We start from the raw sequence: 16,102 nt of genomic DNA, 5'->3' as shown, positions 1-16,102 counted from the left end.
GGTTCGGCGCCGCAACATCGTTGTCCGGGGCTCGGTCCTGGCCCCGTGATAGGGGGGAGCCCTCTCTACCCGCCCTCCGCCACCACCTCGCTCCAGTCGATGTCGAACCGCGCCAGGTACTTCCGCAGCCGGTCCGCGTCGTTGACGCTCTTCTTCTTCACCCGCGACGCCGCGAACAGCACCCGTCCCGCCTCCGACAGCGACCGCGCGCCCTTCAGCACCCGCAGCACCTCGGCGAGCTGCACCCTGTCGAACGGGTCGAGCGCCGCCGCCCGGCGCGCGCCGAGCGCCGCGACCACGAGCTCGTCCCCGTCGCTCCCCTCACCCGCCGCGCCTCCCGCGGCGAGCCCCCGCCCGCCCGCCGCCGGCGCTCGCCGCCAGGCCTCCACGAGCCGCCCGATCTCCTCCTCCACGATCGGCACCCCGATCCGTCCCCCGGGCGCGAGCGTCGCCATCCGCGTCACGGCCGCGTTGAAGTCCCGGAAGTTGCCCGGCCACACCGCCTCCCGCGACGTCGCGAACTCGAGGAACCGCGCGCGCGCGTCGCGGCTCATCGTGATCCGCACGCCGAGCAGCCGCGCCGTGGCGTCGAGCTCGTACTCGAGGTTCGGCTCGATGTCCTCGACCCGCTCCCGGAGGCCCGGGAGCCGGAAGGTCCACAGGTTGATCCTCGCCAGCAGGTCCTCGCGGAAGCGCCCCGCCAGAACCTCCAGCGCGAGATCCCGGTTCGTGCCGGCGAGCAGCTGGAACTCGCTCCTCACCTCCCTGTCCGAGCCGACCGGCAAGAACGCCTTCTCCTCGATCGCCCGCAGCAGCATCGCCTGCTCGTCCGCGCCGAGCTCGCCGATCTCGTCGAGGAACAGCACCCCTTCGTGCGCCTTGCGCAGGAGCCCCGGGCGGTCCTGGAGCGCCCCCGTGAACGACCCCTTCGTGTGCCCGAACAGCGCCGACATCGCACCGTCGCCGCGGATCGTCGCGCAGTTCAGATCCACGAAGTCGCCGCCCACCTGCCGGCGCCCCTTCTTGAGGTCGTAGATCTTCCGCGCGAGCTGCGATTTCCCCGCCCCCGTCGGGCCCATCAGCAGGATGGGCGCCCGCGACGCGATCGCCACGTGCTCGATCCGCTCGATCAGCCGGTTGTACGCCGCGTTGCGCGTGTCGATGCCGCTCTTCAAGAACGACACCCCCTCGCGCTGCTCCTTCTGGAAGCGCGACGCGATGCGGTCGTACTTCGAGAGGTCGAGATCGATGATCGTGAACGACCCGGCCGCGAGCTCCTCACGGTCGCGCTTCGGCGGCGACGTCTGGATGAGCCGACCCGGGAGGTACCGCGACTCCGTGAGCAAGAACAGGCAGATCTGCGCGACGTGCGTGCCCGTCGTGATGTGGACGAGGTAGTCCTCCCGGTCCGGCGCGAACGGGTACGCCCTCGCGAAGTCGTGGAGCGCGCCGTACACCGCCTCGAAGTCCCACGGATCGTCCACCTCGACCACGTGACCGCGGATGTCCGTCTCCGGCGAGGCGCGCCGCACGTCGCCCATCACCGTCCCGGCCAGGCCCTCGAAGCGGCGCTGGTAGAGCAGCTCGAACCGATCGACGATCAGGTCCTCGTGCTGGCACAGCGCCACGCTCGGGCGCCAGCGCGACCAGCGCTCCGGCGTCTTCCCGGTGTCCAGCGTCGGGCCCAGCATGCCGAGGACCACGGTCGTCTTGCGCGTCATAGATTCTTATCTAACCTATTTATACACACATCTAATCCACAGGGCCAGTGGCCCGTGATCGCCTGGATTCCGGGTGGCACGCGCCGTGCGATACGCAGGAACGCCGAACCGACGGAACGACAGACCGACGGAACGACAGAGGCCGACGGACCCCGCCGCGAACGCGCGCCGCGGCACGCGCCGGACGGCTCGACCCCTCACCGGAGACCTTGCCATGGAGCGAAGCTACAACGTCATCCCCACGGACTCGGGCGTGCCCATCAAGGCGTGGACGGTCGGCGTGCCGTTCGAGACCGCCGCGGAGGCGCAGCTCAAGAACCTCGCCGCGCTGCCGTTCATCCACAAGTGGATCGCCGTGATGCCCGACGCGCACCAGGGCATCGGCGCGACCGTGGGGAGCGTGGTCGCGACGAGCGGCGCGGTCATCCCGGCGGCGGTGGGCGTCGACATCGGCTGCGGGATGATGGCGGCGCGCACGAGCCTCTCCGCGTCGCAGCTGCCGGACGCGCTGCGCGGGCTCCGGACGGCGATCGAGGGCGCCGTGCCGCACGGCCGCACCGACAACGGCGGGAAGAACGACCGCGGCGCGTGGCGCTCGCCGCCCCCCGCCCAGGTCGCCGCGTGGGCCGAGCTCGAGCCGCGGTACCGGCAGATCGTCGAGAAGCACCCGCGCGTCGGGCGCGGCTACGCCATCGAGCACCTCGGCACGCTCGGGACCGGCAACCACTTCATCGAGCTCTGCCTCGACGAGGAGGACCGTGTCTGGGTCATGCTGCACAGCGGGTCGCGCGGCGTCGGCAACCGGGTCGGGAGCCACTTCATCGAGCTCGCCAAGCAGGAGATGAGGCGCTTCTTCATCAACCTGCCCGACGCCGACCTCGCCTACCTGCCGGACGGGACGAGGCACTTCCACGACTACATGCAGGCCGTGTCGTGGGCGCAGGACTTCGCGGCGGTGAACCGCGAGCTGATGATGGCGCAGGTGGTCGAGGCGCTCCGCGGCTCGGGCGAGCTGCCGCCCTTCGACGCGACCGTGGAGGCGGTGAACTGCCACCACAACTACGTGGCGCGCGAGCACCACTACGGGAAGGACGTCCTCGTGACCCGCAAGGGCGCCGTCCGCGCGCAGGCGGGTGATCTCGGGATCATCCCGGGCAGCATGGGCGCGCGCTCGTTCATCGTCCGCGGGCTCGGCAACCGGGAGAGCTTCTGCAGCTCGAGCCACGGCGCGGGCCGCGTCATGTCGCGGGGCGAGGCGCGCCGCCGCTTCTCCGTCGCGGACCACGAGGCCGCGACCGCGGGCGTCGAGTGCCGCAAGGACGAGGACGTGATCGACGAGACGCCGGCGGCCTACAAGCCGATCGACGACGTGATGCGGGCGCAGAAGGATCTCGTCGAGATCGTCCACACCCTGCGGCAGGTCGTCTGCGTGAAGGGGTGAGCCGCGCCCCGGCGCCGTGATATCGCTGATCCAGGGGAGAGCCGACCGCCATGCTGACCATCGATGGATCCATCGGAGAGGGAGGGGGCCAGATCCTCCGCACGACGCTCGGCCTCTCGCTGATCACGCAGGCGCCCGTCCGCATCACCTCGATCCGCAAGGGCCGCGCGCGCCCGGGCCTGATGCGGCAACACCTGACGTCGGTCCGGGCCGCGGCCCAGATCGGCCGCGCCGAGGTGTCGGGCGCCGCGCTCGGGTCGCAGGAGATCGTGTTTCGACCGACCGCGCTCGTCCCCGGCGAGCACACGTTCCAGGTCGGGAGCGCGGGGAGCACGACGCTCGTGCTGCAGACCGTCCTGCCCGCGCTGCTCCGCGCGCCCGCGCCGTCGGCGCTCACGCTCGAGGGCGGCACGCACAACCCCCTGGCGCCGCCGTTCGACTTCCTGGACCTCGCCTACCTGCCGCTCGTGCGGAGGATGGGGCCGGACGTCACCGCGACGCTCGTGACGCCCGGCTTCTACCCGGCCGGCGGCGGGCTGGCCCGCGTCTCGATCGCGCCGGCGCCGGCGCTCGCGCCGCTCGAGCTCCTCGAGCGGGGGGAGATCCGCGGCCGGCGGGCGGTCGCGACGGTGTCGAACCTCCCGGGCGCCATCGCGGCGCGCGAGCTCGACGCGGCGGCGGCGGTGCTCGGCTGGGAGCCGGGCTGCTTCAAGCCCAGCGTGCTGAGGGGCGGGAACGGCCCGGGCAACGTGATCACCATCGCCGTCGAGAGCGAGCACGTGACCGAGGTCTTCACCGGGTTCGGCGCGAAGGGCGTGCGCGCGGAGTCCGTCGCCACGAAGGCGGCCGAGGAGGCGCGTGACTACCTCGCGGCGGGCGTCCCCGTGGGCGAGCACCTGGCCGATCAGCTGCTCTTGCCGATCGCCCTCGCGGGCCGCGGCGCCTTCCGGACCGTGCGCCCGTCATCCCACACGACGACCCACCTCGGGCTGCTCCGGGATCTCCTCGGGATCCGCGCGTCGGTCGAGCAGATCTCGGACGCGGCGTGGCAGATCGAGATCTGGCGCTGAGCGCGGTCCACGGCGGATCCACGGCCGATTGACGGCGGCGTCCCGGTTGTGCCACATCACGACGGGCGTACGGCGCGCCCTGCGTCGCGGGCTGCCCGCGGCGCGACGGCGCGCCCGGACGGCGGCGACGCGGAAGGCGGGACAATGGCGAAGCGCGATTACCTCAAGATCACGGACACCACCCTGGCCGAAGCGCACCGCGTGCTCAGGCTCGCCGCTCGCCTGAAGGAGGAGCCGAAAGGGCGGCGCACGACGATGCTCGCCGGCCGGGCCATCGCGGTCGTCCTGGAGAAGGCGAGCACGCGCACGCGCGTGTCGTTCGAGGTCGGCGCCGCGCAGCTCGGCGCCCATCCGGTCGTGCTGAGCACCCAGGGCAGCCAGCTCGCCCGCGGCGAGCCGATCCGCGACACGGCGCGCGTCCTCGCCCGGTACTGCGACGCGATCGCGTTCCGCACGTCGTCGACCGCGCGCCTGCTCGAGATGGCGGAGGCGAGCGTGCCGGTGATCAACGCGCTCTCGGACGACGGCCACCCGGTGCAGGTGCTCAGCGACATCTTCACGATCCAGGAGGCGCTCGCGGCGAGCGGGGACAGGACCGGCATCGCCGGCCGGCGCATCGCGTTCCTCGGCGACTGCGCGAGCAACATGGCGCGCTCGTGGCTCGAGGCGGCGCCGCTCTTCGACTTCCACCTCGTGCTGGCGGGGCCCGAGGGGTACATGCCGCCCGCGGACGAGGTCGAGCGCGCGCGGAAGACGGGCCACGTCACGATCACGCACGACCCGCGCGAGGGCGCGGCGGGCGCGGACGTGGTGAACACGGACGTGTGGGCGAGCATGGGACACGAGGCCGAGGCGGAGAAGCGCCGCGCCGCGTTCGCCGGCTGGACCGTGGACGCCAGGGTGATGGCGAAGGCCGCGCAGCACTCCATCGTGCTGCACTGCCTGCCGGCGCACCGCGGCGAGGAGATCGACGACGAGACGCTCGAAGGGCCGCGCTCGCGCGTGTGGGATCAGGCCGAGAACCGGCTGCACGTGCAGAAGGCGCTGATGCTGTGGCTGCTCGGCGTCGAGCTCGCCTGACGCGACCGCGCGGGGTCAACCGAGGAGGGCGCCGCGCCGGGGGCGGGCGGGGGGCCCGTCGCTGCCCGAGCGGCCCGTGAGGTCCGCGACGACCTGCACCAGGTCGGCAGGGTCGATCGGCTTGGCGACGTGCTTCTGGAAGCCGGCCGCCAGCGCCCTCCTCCGGTCCTCGATCCGGGCATAGGCGGTCAGGGCCACGGCGGGGATACGCCGGATCTCGTCCCGGCCCGCCGCGCGGAGCTGGTGGATCAGCGCATAGCCGCTCTCCCCGGGCATACCGATGTCGCTGAGCAGGACATCGGGCCTCAGCCGCTCCAGGACGCTCATGGCCTCGCTCGCCGAGTCGGCCGTGGTGACCCGCGCGCCCGCTCCCTCCAGCAAGAACGCGAGCAGCTCCCGGGCGTCCGGCTCATCCTCGACGACGAGGACGTGAACGCCGAAGAGCGGCGGCTCCCCGCTCCGCAGCGGGGCGCGCCCCGGCGCAGGCGGCGGCCGCTCGTGCGCGGCGGAGGGCGCCGCGGGCAGGGGGAGCGTCACCGTGAACGTCGCCCCTCCCCCCTCGCCCGGGCTCTCCGCCTCCACCGTGCCGCCGTGCAGCTCGACAATGTGGCGGACGATCGCGAGCCCCAGGCCGAGCCCGCCGTGAGCCCTCGTCGGGGAGGAGTCGCCCTGGCGGAAGCGGTCGAACACATACGGCAGGAACGACGTGGCGATGCCCTTGCCGTTGTCCGTGACCGAGATCGCGACCTGGGAGTCGCTCCGCCCCACCCGGACGGTGACCAGCCCCCGCTTCGGGGTGAATTTCACCGCGTTGGAGAGCAGATTCCACATGACCTGCTGGAGGCGATCCGGGTCGCCGCACACGTGGCTGAGCCCCTCGCCCGGCTCGACGCGGATCTCGATCTCCTTCGCCTTCGCCGTCGGCGTGATGGTGTCCACGGCGGCCTCGATGACCGCGGCGAGATCCACGGCGATCGTGCGGAGCCGCAGCTTGCCCGTGATGATCCGGGAGACCGTCAGGATATCGTCGACGATCTGCGCCTGCGCGTGGGCGTTGCGCTCGATCGACGCCATGCCCTGCTTGACGCGCTCCGGGGCGAGGGCCTTGTCCTTGATCAGCCGCGCCCAGCCCAGGATCGCCGTGAGCGGCGTCCGCAGCTCGTGGGAGACCGTCGCGAGGAACTCGTCCTTCATGCGGTTCGCGTCCTCGGCCCGGATGCGGTCCTTCTCCGACTGGGCGAGCGCCTGCTGCTCGCGGCGGAGCAGCTCCGTGCGCTCGTGCTCGAGCTGCTTCAGCTCGGTGATGTCGACGACGGCGCCCGTCAGGAACAGCGGGGAGCCGTCCCGATCGGCGACGATGCGCCCGCGATCGTGGACCCACCGGATCGACCCGTCGGCGCGGACGACGCGGTGGATGACGTCGTAGATGCACCGCTCGCGGACGCTCCGCTCGTGCGTGGCGATCACCGCGTCGAGATCCTCCGGGTGGACGCGGCTCAGCCAGTCGCCCACGGGCTGCGTCGTCTCGCGCTCGTCCAGGCCCAGGATGCGGTTCAGGCTCGCGTCCCTCGTGTCGTACCGCGTCTCCAGGTCGACCCGCCACGTGCCCACGTCCGCCGCCCACGTGGCCAGCCGGAGCCGATCCTCCCGGTCCTGGAGCGCGCTCTCGATCCGGAACCGCTCGGTCAGGTCGACCGAGGCGCCGACCATGCGGATCGCCTTGCCTCCCGCGTCGCGGAGCACCGTGCCGCGATCGAACACGCGGGCGACGGAGCCGTCGCCGCGGTAGACGCGGTACTGCGCCGACCAGGTGTCGGCGCCCCCGTGGATGAGCTCCTCGAGCGCGCGCGCAATGCGGTCGCGATCCTCGGGCAGCATGCGGCCCACCCACCACGCGCCGGTCGGGGCCGTCTGCTCGGGCGTGTAGCGGAAGACCTCGTGAAACGTCACGTTGCGCTCGACCCGGTCCGTCCGGATATCCCAGTCCCAGATCGGGTCCTTGATCGCTCGACCGAGGAGGCGATAGCGCTCGTCCTGTACGTCCGCCTCCAGGCGCGCGCGCGGCTCCCGGGCGCCTGCGTGCGCGGCGCCATCGGCGGGGCCAGCGAGCGCGACAGCGGCCTGATCGGCGAGCGCCTCGATCAGCCAGGCATCCTCGCCGGAGGCCGGGGCGTCCCGCTCGACCGCGAGCACGCCAGAGACAAGGCCGCCGACGACGAGCGGCGCGGCGGCGACGTGGGCCGCCCCGTCCAGCGCTCGCGCTATCCCGTCGTCGGCGCTCGGGAGCGGGCGGCCGCAGAGCTCGGCGAGCAGCGCCGGATCGAGCCCCAGCGCCGCTCGCACGACCGGACGCCCGCCCTCATCGTTCAAGATCAGGACGGCCCTGCCGGAGCCGCTCAGACGCGTCGCCGCCGAGAGGACGATCTCTTGAATCGCGGGCGCCGGGCACGCGGACGCGAGCGCGCGGCTGGCCTCGGTCAGCGCGCGGATCTGCGAACGGTGCCTCTCCTCGTGTTCGATCACAGGCAGACGACCCTCGGATCCAGCAGGAGGGTGCTCGCGCAGACGATGGGTGTACATCCCTGCCCAGATCAGCCGGGCACGCTCTTGGAACACGGCGCCACCACACCAGAGCACGAGCAGGCGGTATGCCTCTTGCGGCCCTGTCATAGGAGCGCACGGACATGCGCGCCAGCCAAGCCGCGCGCGTCCCGGCGCAGAAAACTTGGCCCGGTGTCCCGATTCCTGAGCAAACCCGCGCAGCGTGGATTTCCGCGACATGCCGCCCGAGCTCCTCCTGGCCGTGGCCGGCGCGGCGCTCTCCTTCGGGCTGGTCCAGACGCTCCGGCTCGCGTGGAGGCGCGCATGGCAGCGGCGCCGGCTCTCGCGGTGCCGGGAGCAGGGCGCCGCGGGAGAGGCCCGCGCCGAGGCGCTCCTCCGCGAGCTCGGCTACACCATCGTCGGCCGGCAGGTCGCGATCTCGTACGGAGTCCAGATCGACGGCGAGCCGGTCAGCGTCGGGCTCCGCGCCGACTACCTCGTGGCGCACGGCCCCAGGCGGTATGTCGCCGAGGTGAAGACGGGCCGGCTCGCACCCCGCATCGACACGCCCGCGACGCGGCGGCAGCTGCTCGAGTACCGCGTCGCGTTCGACGTCGACGGCGTGCTCCTTGTCGACGCGGAGTCCCGGCGGGTGCGGTCGGTGGTGTTCCCGCTGCCCGCCGGCGCCGCGGCCGCGTCGCCGTACGGCGCGCGCCTCGCGTGGGTCCTGGCAGCGGTCGTGGGGGGCCTCGTCGCGGCGATGGCCGCGCGCTCCGCGGGGTGACGCAGGCGCGCGGCGGGCCAGAGCGCGGCCTACGGGCGGCTCGCGGCGCGGCGCGCGCGGCGCCTGCGGCCGGCGAGCAGCAGGAGACCGAGCCCGAGCAGGCCGACCCTCGCCGGCGAGGCCTCCGAGGTCGCGCCCGCGCGGCACGCGCAGGACGTGTCGGGCTTGTTGCCGCCCGTGCCGCCGCCGCTCGCGCCGCCGGAGCCGGAGCCGGAGCCGGAACCAGAGCCGGAGCCAGTGGTCAGATCCACCGGATCGTCGAGCCCCACGTCGGGTCCGATCGGCCCTCCGCTCGCGGCGGAGGCGGCGCCGCCGTTGACCACCGGCTCGCCGCAGACCCCGTTGACGCACGGCGCGTTGCCGGGGCAGACGGCGCCCGCGCACGCGTCGGCGCAGCTCCCGGCGACGCAGACCTGCCCGTCAGCGCACGTCTTGCCGTCGCAGCCGGTGTCGACGCAACGGCCGTCCCCCCCGCACACCTTGCCGGTCGGGCAGGTACGGCAGCCGCAGTTGGACTGGCAGATGCCGCGCTCGCAGACCGCGCCGTCCTCGCACTCGATGTGGGCGCAGAGATCCACGCACCGCCCGAGCTGGCACTCCTGGTTCGCGGGGCAGACGACGCCGTCGCACCCGCCCACGCAGTTGCCGCCGACGCAGATCTGGCCGCCGGTGCACTCCTTGTCGACGCACGCCGGCTCCACGCAGAAGCCGTCGTTGTTGCAGACGAGGCCGACGTCGCAGACCACCTCGCCGCGCCCGCAGTACGGCACGCACGACCCGCGGTTGCACACGAAGCCCTCGTTGCAGAGCCCCTCGCCGTTGTCGACCTTGCCGTCGCAGTCGTTGTCGATGTTATCGCAGGTCTCTTTCTGCTCGCCAGGCTCGAGCACGGGCAGGCACTGGACCTCGCCCTCGGTCGCGCAGCCCGTCCTGCCCACGGCGCACGCGCCCTGCAGGCCCGTATCGCAGATCTCGCCGCCGCCTTTGCAGGTCACGCCGGTGATGTAGTAGACGAAATCGTTGAAATCGCCGTCGTTCTCGTACCCGCCCTGGCTCCCCTTCCAGCTCGTCGCGGTCACGGGCAGGTCCTCGAAGGCGACATAGAACGCGTCGGGCTCGGCGGTCGACGTGTAGATGAGCGTCGTCACCCACGGCGCGTTCGGCGTGCAGCTCGTGCAGACGGTGTTCAGCTCGCGCTGCGAGAACTTCGTCTGGGTGCAGTAGGTGCCCTCCTTGCCGATCAGCGCGAAGCCGACCAGGCCGCCCTGGTACCGCCGATCGTTCCGGATGTCCGCCGCCGAGAACTGCCGCGGCGTCCAGCCGTGCTGCCCCGTCTGGGTGGTCACCATCGTGGCCAGCGGGCAGAAATCGTCGTCCTGGCACCGGAACGCCGTTTTGGTGTCCGCGGGGATCAGCTCGTAGATCTGGTTGTCCGGCGGGCGCACGCCGCTCGCGGTCGCGTTGTACCAGCCGAAGGCGACCTTGCACCCGCCCCCGCGCAGCACCAGCTCTCCCGTGAACCCGCAGAGCGGCGAGAAGACACCTGGCTCCGTGCTCGCGTCGGCCACGGGATCGATGTCTTCCCCCCGGTACCCGAAGAGCCCCTCGAGCGTGACGGCGTCCTCGCGGAAACCCCGGCTGGTCACGAGATCAAGCTCATTCTTGCGGACCGCCGTGGGCAGGCGCGTGCCGTCCAGCTGCGTCACAGCAGCGCTCGCGGGCACGGCCCCCGCGAGCGGGGCAAGCGACAGGAACAAGGAAAACGCGGCTCGAGCCGCGCGGCGGCAAGGCGTCGTGAAATAAGGCGTTTGCGGCATGAACACCACTCTACACCTCCCGAGGAGACCAGGGTGGATGAGATTACACATCTCCACACCGCCAGAATTATGCAGCGCAGTTGTTCCTGCGTCGCGGCGCGCAGCCGTTTTGACGCACGCCGTCACCACGACGCATGGGGTGGCTCTGACGTTGAGTCGACCGTCAGTGTATTCCGGCGCCGCTCCCCCTCGCGCCGGGACAGGCCCCCTCGGGGCGCTGCGCGGACGACTGCGGCGGAATCGCCGCAATGGCGACATGAAAGAGCGGAGCAATGAAACGACGGCGCGCGCGACGAAACAACCAACAGCGCCGCCGAGCAACGCAGCGGAGCTCCCGGACCGGGGTGCTGTCCGGGTGTGGTAGGCTCGCGCGCTCAGGCTGCGCGTTTCCACCGCCACCGTATGAGCAAGAAATCGCTCCGCGTCTATTTCATCGCCCACCACGACGGCCGCGTCACCGGCATCCTCCTGCGCACGTGGGCATTCCTCTTCGATCGGCCGGCGCCGTCCGCCTATGGCGCCTCCGAGGACGACGTGCTGCGCGCGATCGAGCTCGAGCTCCACGCGAGGCTCGCCACGGACGAGGACGATCTCGAGCGCTACCTGTGGGACGAGTCGTTCGAGGTCCGCTCGCTGGACGTCGACGTCCACCCGCAGACCACGGTCAAGCGGACCGCCGTCGTCGGCCGGCGCCAGATCCCGCTGCGGCTCACGTACCTCGCGAGCAAGCTCGCCGAGGGCGGCGTCCGCGTGATGCTCCCCCGCTTCGGCTGGTCCGTGGTCCTCGAGGATCTCTCGATTGCGCCCGACGTGCTCCGCCAGCTCGTCACGAGCGCGCTGCTCGGCGAGTCCCCGCGGTCGCTCTTCGATTTTCGCCGGGAGGGAGACGAGTACGTGCGCCCGTGGTCGCCGCGCCGGATGGAGCGCGCCGGCCGGACCGCCCGGCGCCCGGAGGACGAGCGCCCGACGCTGCACGCCGTCTCCGAGGATCTCGTCGAGAAGGCCGCGCGCCAGCGGCTGCCGCCCGCGGTGGGCGAGTCCGAGGAGCTCGAGCAGGCGCTGCCGCTGTTCGACGTGGCGCGCGCCTCGTCGATGCCGTCGATCCTGCTGGTGGGCGGCCCGGGCGTCGGCAAGACGACCTGGGTCCACCGGCTGGCGCGGCGGTTCGCGGCGTGGCGAAGGGACAAGGCGCGCGCGAGCTCGCCGGGCCTGTTCAGCACGTCGGCCGATCGGCTGCTCGCCGGGATGAAGTACCTCGGCATGTGGCAGGCGAGGTGCCTGAAGCTCGTGAGCGAGCTGTCGCACGAGGGGGATCTGCTCCACGTCGGCGCGCTCCTGCAGCTGCTCCGGCCGCAGCCGGACGGCGCGTCGATCGGCGACGTGTTCCTGCCCGCGCTCCGGACCGGCGAGGTGAGCCTCGTCGCGGAGTGCACCGAGCCGGAGCTCGAGGCGTGCCAGCGCCGCGCGGCGTCGCTCGTGGCGTGCTTCCAGATCGTCCGGCTGCGCGAGCCGGATGCGGCCGCGGTGCCGGCGCTGCTCGCGGAGTACGAGGCGCGGAAGGACACGCGCGTCCGGCTGCACCCGGCGGGCAAGAAGCGGCTGGTGCAGCACCTCGCGATGTTCCGGCGCGACGTGCTCTTCCCCGGCAAGGCGTTCCGCTTCTTCGACTGGCTCGCGCAGGAGGCCGGCGCCCGGGCCGGCGGGGAGGCGGAGGCGGCCGGAGCGGCGCCGGCGCGCGTGCTGTACCCGCGGGACGTGTCCGAGGCCTACGCGCGCCACTCGGGGCTGCCGATCGAGCTCATCGCCGACGAGATCCCCGCGAGCGCCGAGACGATCGCGCGCGGGCTGAAGCGGCGCGTGATCGGGCAGGACGAGGCGTGCGACACGGCGGCGCGGGTGCTGGCGCGTTTCAAGGCCGGGATGAACGACCCCGAGCGCCCGTGCGGCACGCTGCTGTTCGTCGGCCCGACCGGCGTGGGCAAGACGGAGCTCGCGAAGGAGCTCGCGCGGTCGATGTTCGGCGACGAGGGGCGGATGATCCGGCTCGACATGAGCGAGTACAGGCTCCCGGGCTCGTCGGCGCGCCTGCTCGCGGCGGGGCCGGACGCGACGACGCTGGCGCAGCGCGTGCGGCAGGAGCCGCTGTCGCTCGTGCTCCTCGACGAGATCGAGAAGGCGCACCGCGAGGTGTTCGACCTCTTGCTCGCGATCCTCGGCGAGGGGCGGCTGACGGACGAGGACGGGCGCCACGTGGATTTCCGGATGGTGCTCCTCGTGATGACCTCGAACCTCGGCGTCGCCGACCGGGCGCCGGTCGGCTTCGGCGGCGACGACGAGCGCGCCCTGCCCCCGGGCGCGCGGCGCGCAGCGCCGGCGGGCGTGCGCGAGCACTTCCGGCCGGAGTTCGTGAACCGCATCGACCACGTCGTGCAGTTCCGGGGCCTCGGGCGGGACAGCGTGCTCAGGATCGTCGATCTCGAGCTCGCCAAGGCCGAGGCGCGCACCGGGCTCGTGCGGCGCAACCTGAGGCTCCGTGTGCTGCCCGAGGCGCGATCCTTCCTGGCCGAGGCGGGGTTCGATCCGAGGCGCGGGGCGCGGCCGCTGAAGCGGGTGATCGAGGAGCGGGTGATCACGCCGATCGCGGCGCGCATGGCGGAGGATCCGGGGTGCCGGGATCGAGAGATCGTGGTGGCGGGCGGGGGCGCGGGGCTCGAGGTGCGGTTCGGGTAGGCTGACCGCCGTCGCTCAGGAAGCTTCGGCCGCCTCGCCCGGCTGCTCGGCCCCGGCTTCGAGTCCCTCGTGGACGATGGCCCACACGAACTCCGGAATCAACGAGAGCGAGTGCGGATCTTGCGTGACGCCGATCAAGCCGCTGATGAAATCGAGGGAGTGCTCCCGGCTGTGCTCGTCGATGAAACGAAGCGGCGTGCTGGTGAGCCCGGGCGGAAGCCGGTTGAACCCCGGCCCTTCCGGCGACGCCAGCGCGGCGAGCGGGTTGCGCCGGGCCTCCGCCGCGTTCCAGCGATCGAACCAGTCGTCGAGGTGCCGATTCAGCACGAAGTGATCGGCAGGCCAGGCGCGCAGGTAAGGAAAGAGCACGTGGATCCAGCCGGTGAGCTCGTCCGCGGCGTTCTCGTACCGGAAGAAGGAGCGCCAGAACGCCGAATCCTGGCGGCCCTCCGCCGCGGCGACGAGCTGCTCGAGCACCGGCAGGAGCGCGCGAGTCCAGCGCTCCGCCCCGAACTGGCCGAACGCCGCCGCGCGCTGGCATATCCAGCGCCAGTCGTCCGCGGTGCCGAGCAGGTGGATGCGCGGGATCCCGCGGTTCGGAAACACCATGTCGGCGGGGAAAGGCGGCTGCCATTCGTAGTCAGGCACGAACGGGGTCATCACCGTGAGCTCCGACGCCATCCGCTCCACCGGTCCCGTGGTCGAGAAATTGCCGGTCACGAGCTCCGACAGCTTGCCGACCCGCGCGGCGATCTGGGTGGAGAACTCCGGAAACGCGACGGGCCACGGGTTCACCTGGCCGAGCGTGAAATCCGGCCGATCCAGCCGCAGATCGAAGTCGCGCTCGTCGACGAGGAACTGGCGCCGTTGCTCCTCGTTCGCGGCGAGATGCAACGTGAACCCCCGCGCGATGCAGAACCAGATCACATCCGGCGAGAGCACGAGCGAGTAACGCTGGGTGAAGGCCATGTAGGCCGCCTGTACAAGAGGGTGCACGTCCGTGCGCCCGACGAGCGGCAGCCGGTGGCGGAAGGCCGCCTCGATAGGCGAAACGAGGAGGCTCTGCACCGAGGCCTCCTCGTCGAACGCGGGCAGCGGCGCCGTCGAAGGCTCGACATCAGCAACGGCGATCGTCGTAACGCTCATGGTTCCTCGTGCTCTTGGCGCTGCGCGATGGCGGCGCGATCCAGCGCCGCCCTCTCGCACCTCGTACACGAGCGCGCCGTGCGAGACAACTCACCCGGCGGCGGCTCCCCGGTCGCGTGGGTTCGACGCCGGTTTCGCCCCCGCAGGCGGAAGATCACGCTGCGTTCGCGTGGATCCGGAGCGAGCAGACGCTGCGATGGGGGATGACATCGAACGGCACCTGCCGCCCGTGATGGCGGGCGCTTGGCAGCGCGGGGGTTTCGGGGCAAACATGGACCATGGGCATCGGGTCGCGCGGCGGGGGGACTCCGGGCAAGGGTAGCCGCAACGCGGGGGCACGGGCTGTACGGTCGGGGCTGCGTACCCAGGTGAAGAGCGCGGGCGCCTTCGCACACCCGACCAGCGGGAGCAGCGTGACCGGCGCCAATGCCGCCCAGGGGAGCGTCGAGAGCAGCTGGGATCCCGTGTCGCGCAAGATGAGGCTCCCGAGCGCTTCGTCTCCGAGCGCGCCGACGGCGCCGAAGCCCGCGCCCTCGGCGACGGCGGGAGGCGCTTCCGGGAGCGCGACGACGTCGCAGCCTGTCGCGCCGAGGTCGCAGCCTGTCGCGCCGAGACCGGGCGATGTCCCCCGCAGCGAGGTCGGCGTCGCCCCCGACCGGGGCGTCACGCCGCGGAGCAACCCCGCGTCCCCCGCTTCCTCGCAGCCGAGCAACAATTCCACGGGGCCGAGCGGCCCCCAGCCGGCGAGCCGCAACCCGGGCTCTCCCTCGCTGCCGAGCAACAACGCGTCCACCAGCGCAGGGCCTCCACAGGGAGGTACTCCGCAGCCCGTTTTGCCCAAGGGCGACGTCCCCCAGGGCCCCAGGCCTGGCGGCGCCACGGCCGCTCCGCAAGGCAACAACACGACTGCGCCCACCCCTCCCGCCCAGGCAAACCCCGGTGCGACGCCCAAGGGCGACGTCCCCCAGGGCCCCAGGCCTGGCGGCGCCACGGCCGCTCCGCAAGGCAACAACACGACTGCGCCCACCCCTCCCGCCCAGGCAAACCCCGGTGCGACGGCGCCCGGGCGTGGTGCACCAACTCCGAGCGACGTTGCTGGCAGCTCGCCCGCAAACAACAACGCTCCGAAGGACGGCACGTCGCCCCAGGCCTCGCCCAAGACGGGTGAGGCCGGCACAAATCCTGCCAAGGCGCCGGACGCTGCGAGCGCCAAGGGCTCCAACCCCAGTGACGCCAAGGGTCCCAACACCACCGGCACGCAGCCAGGCCAGAGCGGCACCAACGCTCCCAAAGGAAACAACGGCCCGACGCCGCCGAGGGGCGCTGCGCCCGCCGACAACAAGCCGCCCGCGGACGGGCCCTCCGCGAAGAACGGGCCATCACCGCAGCCGCCGGGGAACGGCGCGCCGAAGGGGGCGCGACCGGCCACTCCTGCGCCGCGACCTCCCGGCTCTGGGGATACCTTACAGCAGCGAGCCGGCACCCCGCCGGCGTCGCCAGGCCGGCCCGACCTCCAGATCGATCCGATCAAGGCCGTGGAAAAGAAGCTGATCGAGAAGAACAACACATGGTCTTCCCCGCGCACGCCAGAGGACAAGAAGGAGGCCGTCGAGCTCGTCACCGATCTCTTGCGGCTGCTCGGCCTGGACGCGAACGTCATCGACAGGGCGAACGATCAGGACCCGGACTCGCGTGAATCCGAACACTCGGCCTGCACGTGCGTCCGTTAGGCCAGCTCGATACGGGCACGCCGTGCTCCTCCACGAGATCGA

The 16,102-nt window shown here is 72.2% G+C and carries 11 protein-coding genes; 6 read left to right on the top strand and 5 right to left on the bottom strand.

Features of this window, described 5'->3' with window-relative positions:
• Positions 1-65: 65 nt before the first annotated feature.
• Positions 66-1,721: an RNA repair transcriptional activator RtcR gene (gene rtcR, locus ACSRUE_RS12795; RefSeq protein ID WP_441291222.1), complete on the bottom strand. Its 1,656-nt coding sequence runs from the start codon at positions 1,719-1,721 to the stop codon at positions 66-68.
• Positions 1,722-1,935: 214 nt separating this feature from the next.
• On the opposite strand from rtcR, the gene ACSRUE_RS12790 reads away from it, so the two are divergent.
• The 3 genes from ACSRUE_RS12790 to argF all read left to right on the top strand — a co-directional run bounded on the left by ACSRUE_RS12790 (position 1,936) and on the right by argF (position 5,312).
• Complete coding sequence (locus ACSRUE_RS12790; protein ID WP_441291221.1) at positions 1,936-3,162, top strand: RtcB family protein; 1,227 nt, start codon at positions 1,936-1,938, stop codon at positions 3,160-3,162.
• A 50-nt stretch (positions 3,163-3,212) separates the two neighbouring features.
• Positions 3,213-4,232: an RNA 3'-terminal phosphate cyclase gene (gene rtcA, locus ACSRUE_RS12785; protein WP_441291220.1), complete on the top strand. Its 1,020-nt coding sequence runs from the start codon at positions 3,213-3,215 to the stop codon at positions 4,230-4,232.
• Between the two features lie 144 nt (positions 4,233-4,376).
• A complete protein-coding gene (argF, locus tag ACSRUE_RS12780; RefSeq protein WP_437764419.1) occupies positions 4,377-5,312 on the top strand; it encodes an ornithine carbamoyltransferase in 936 nt (311 codons plus the stop codon).
• Positions 5,313-5,327: 15 nt separating this feature from the next.
• Here argF and ACSRUE_RS12775 read toward each other — a convergent pair whose 3' ends face one another.
• Positions 5,328-7,835 (bottom strand): PAS domain-containing protein, encoded by a 2,508-nt coding sequence (locus ACSRUE_RS12775; protein ID WP_441291219.1) that lies wholly within the window; start codon positions 7,833-7,835, stop codon positions 5,328-5,330.
• A 256-nt stretch (positions 7,836-8,091) separates the two neighbouring features.
• On the opposite strand from ACSRUE_RS12775, the gene ACSRUE_RS12770 reads away from it, so the two are divergent.
• Positions 8,092-8,637 carry a hypothetical protein gene (locus ACSRUE_RS12770; RefSeq protein WP_437764417.1) on the top strand — a complete coding sequence of 182 codons (546 nt, stop codon included), beginning with the start codon at positions 8,092-8,094 and terminating at the stop codon, positions 8,635-8,637.
• Between the two features lie 29 nt (positions 8,638-8,666).
• Here ACSRUE_RS12770 and ACSRUE_RS12765 read toward each other — a convergent pair whose 3' ends face one another.
• On the bottom strand, positions 8,667-10,283 hold the full coding sequence (locus ACSRUE_RS12765) for a hypothetical protein (protein WP_441291218.1): 1,617 nt from the start codon (positions 10,281-10,283) through the stop codon (positions 8,667-8,669).
• A gap of 573 nt (positions 10,284-10,856) precedes the next feature.
• Between ACSRUE_RS12765 and ACSRUE_RS12760 the strand changes: the two genes are divergently transcribed.
• Positions 10,857-13,184: an AAA family ATPase gene (locus tag ACSRUE_RS12760; RefSeq protein ID WP_441291217.1), complete on the top strand. Its 2,328-nt coding sequence runs from the start codon at positions 10,857-10,859 to the stop codon at positions 13,182-13,184.
• A 15-nt stretch (positions 13,185-13,199) separates the two neighbouring features.
• On the opposite strand, the gene ACSRUE_RS12755 is transcribed toward ACSRUE_RS12760, so the two are convergent.
• A complete protein-coding gene (locus ACSRUE_RS12755; protein ID WP_441291216.1) occupies positions 13,200-14,330 on the bottom strand; it encodes a DUF4419 domain-containing protein in 1,131 nt (376 codons plus the stop codon).
• Between the two features lie 154 nt (positions 14,331-14,484).
• Entirely contained in the window at positions 14,485-15,123 is a 639-nt protein-coding gene (locus ACSRUE_RS12750; protein WP_441291215.1) for a hypothetical protein, read from the bottom strand.
• A 742-nt stretch (positions 15,124-15,865) separates the two neighbouring features.
• On the opposite strand from ACSRUE_RS12750, the gene ACSRUE_RS12745 reads away from it, so the two are divergent.
• Complete coding sequence (locus ACSRUE_RS12745; protein ID WP_441291214.1) at positions 15,866-16,060, top strand: hypothetical protein; 195 nt, start codon at positions 15,866-15,868, stop codon at positions 16,058-16,060.
• Positions 16,061-16,102: the final 42 nt, after the last annotated feature.

Origin of the sequence: Sorangium sp. KYC3313 (assembly GCF_052075895.1) — a bacterium.
Taxonomy (GTDB): Bacteria; Myxococcota_A; Polyangia; order Polyangiales; family Polyangiaceae; genus Sorangium; species Sorangium cellulosum_B.
The sequence above is the reverse complement of the archived record's forward strand: the minus strand, read 5'-3'. Positions and strand labels throughout refer to the sequence as shown.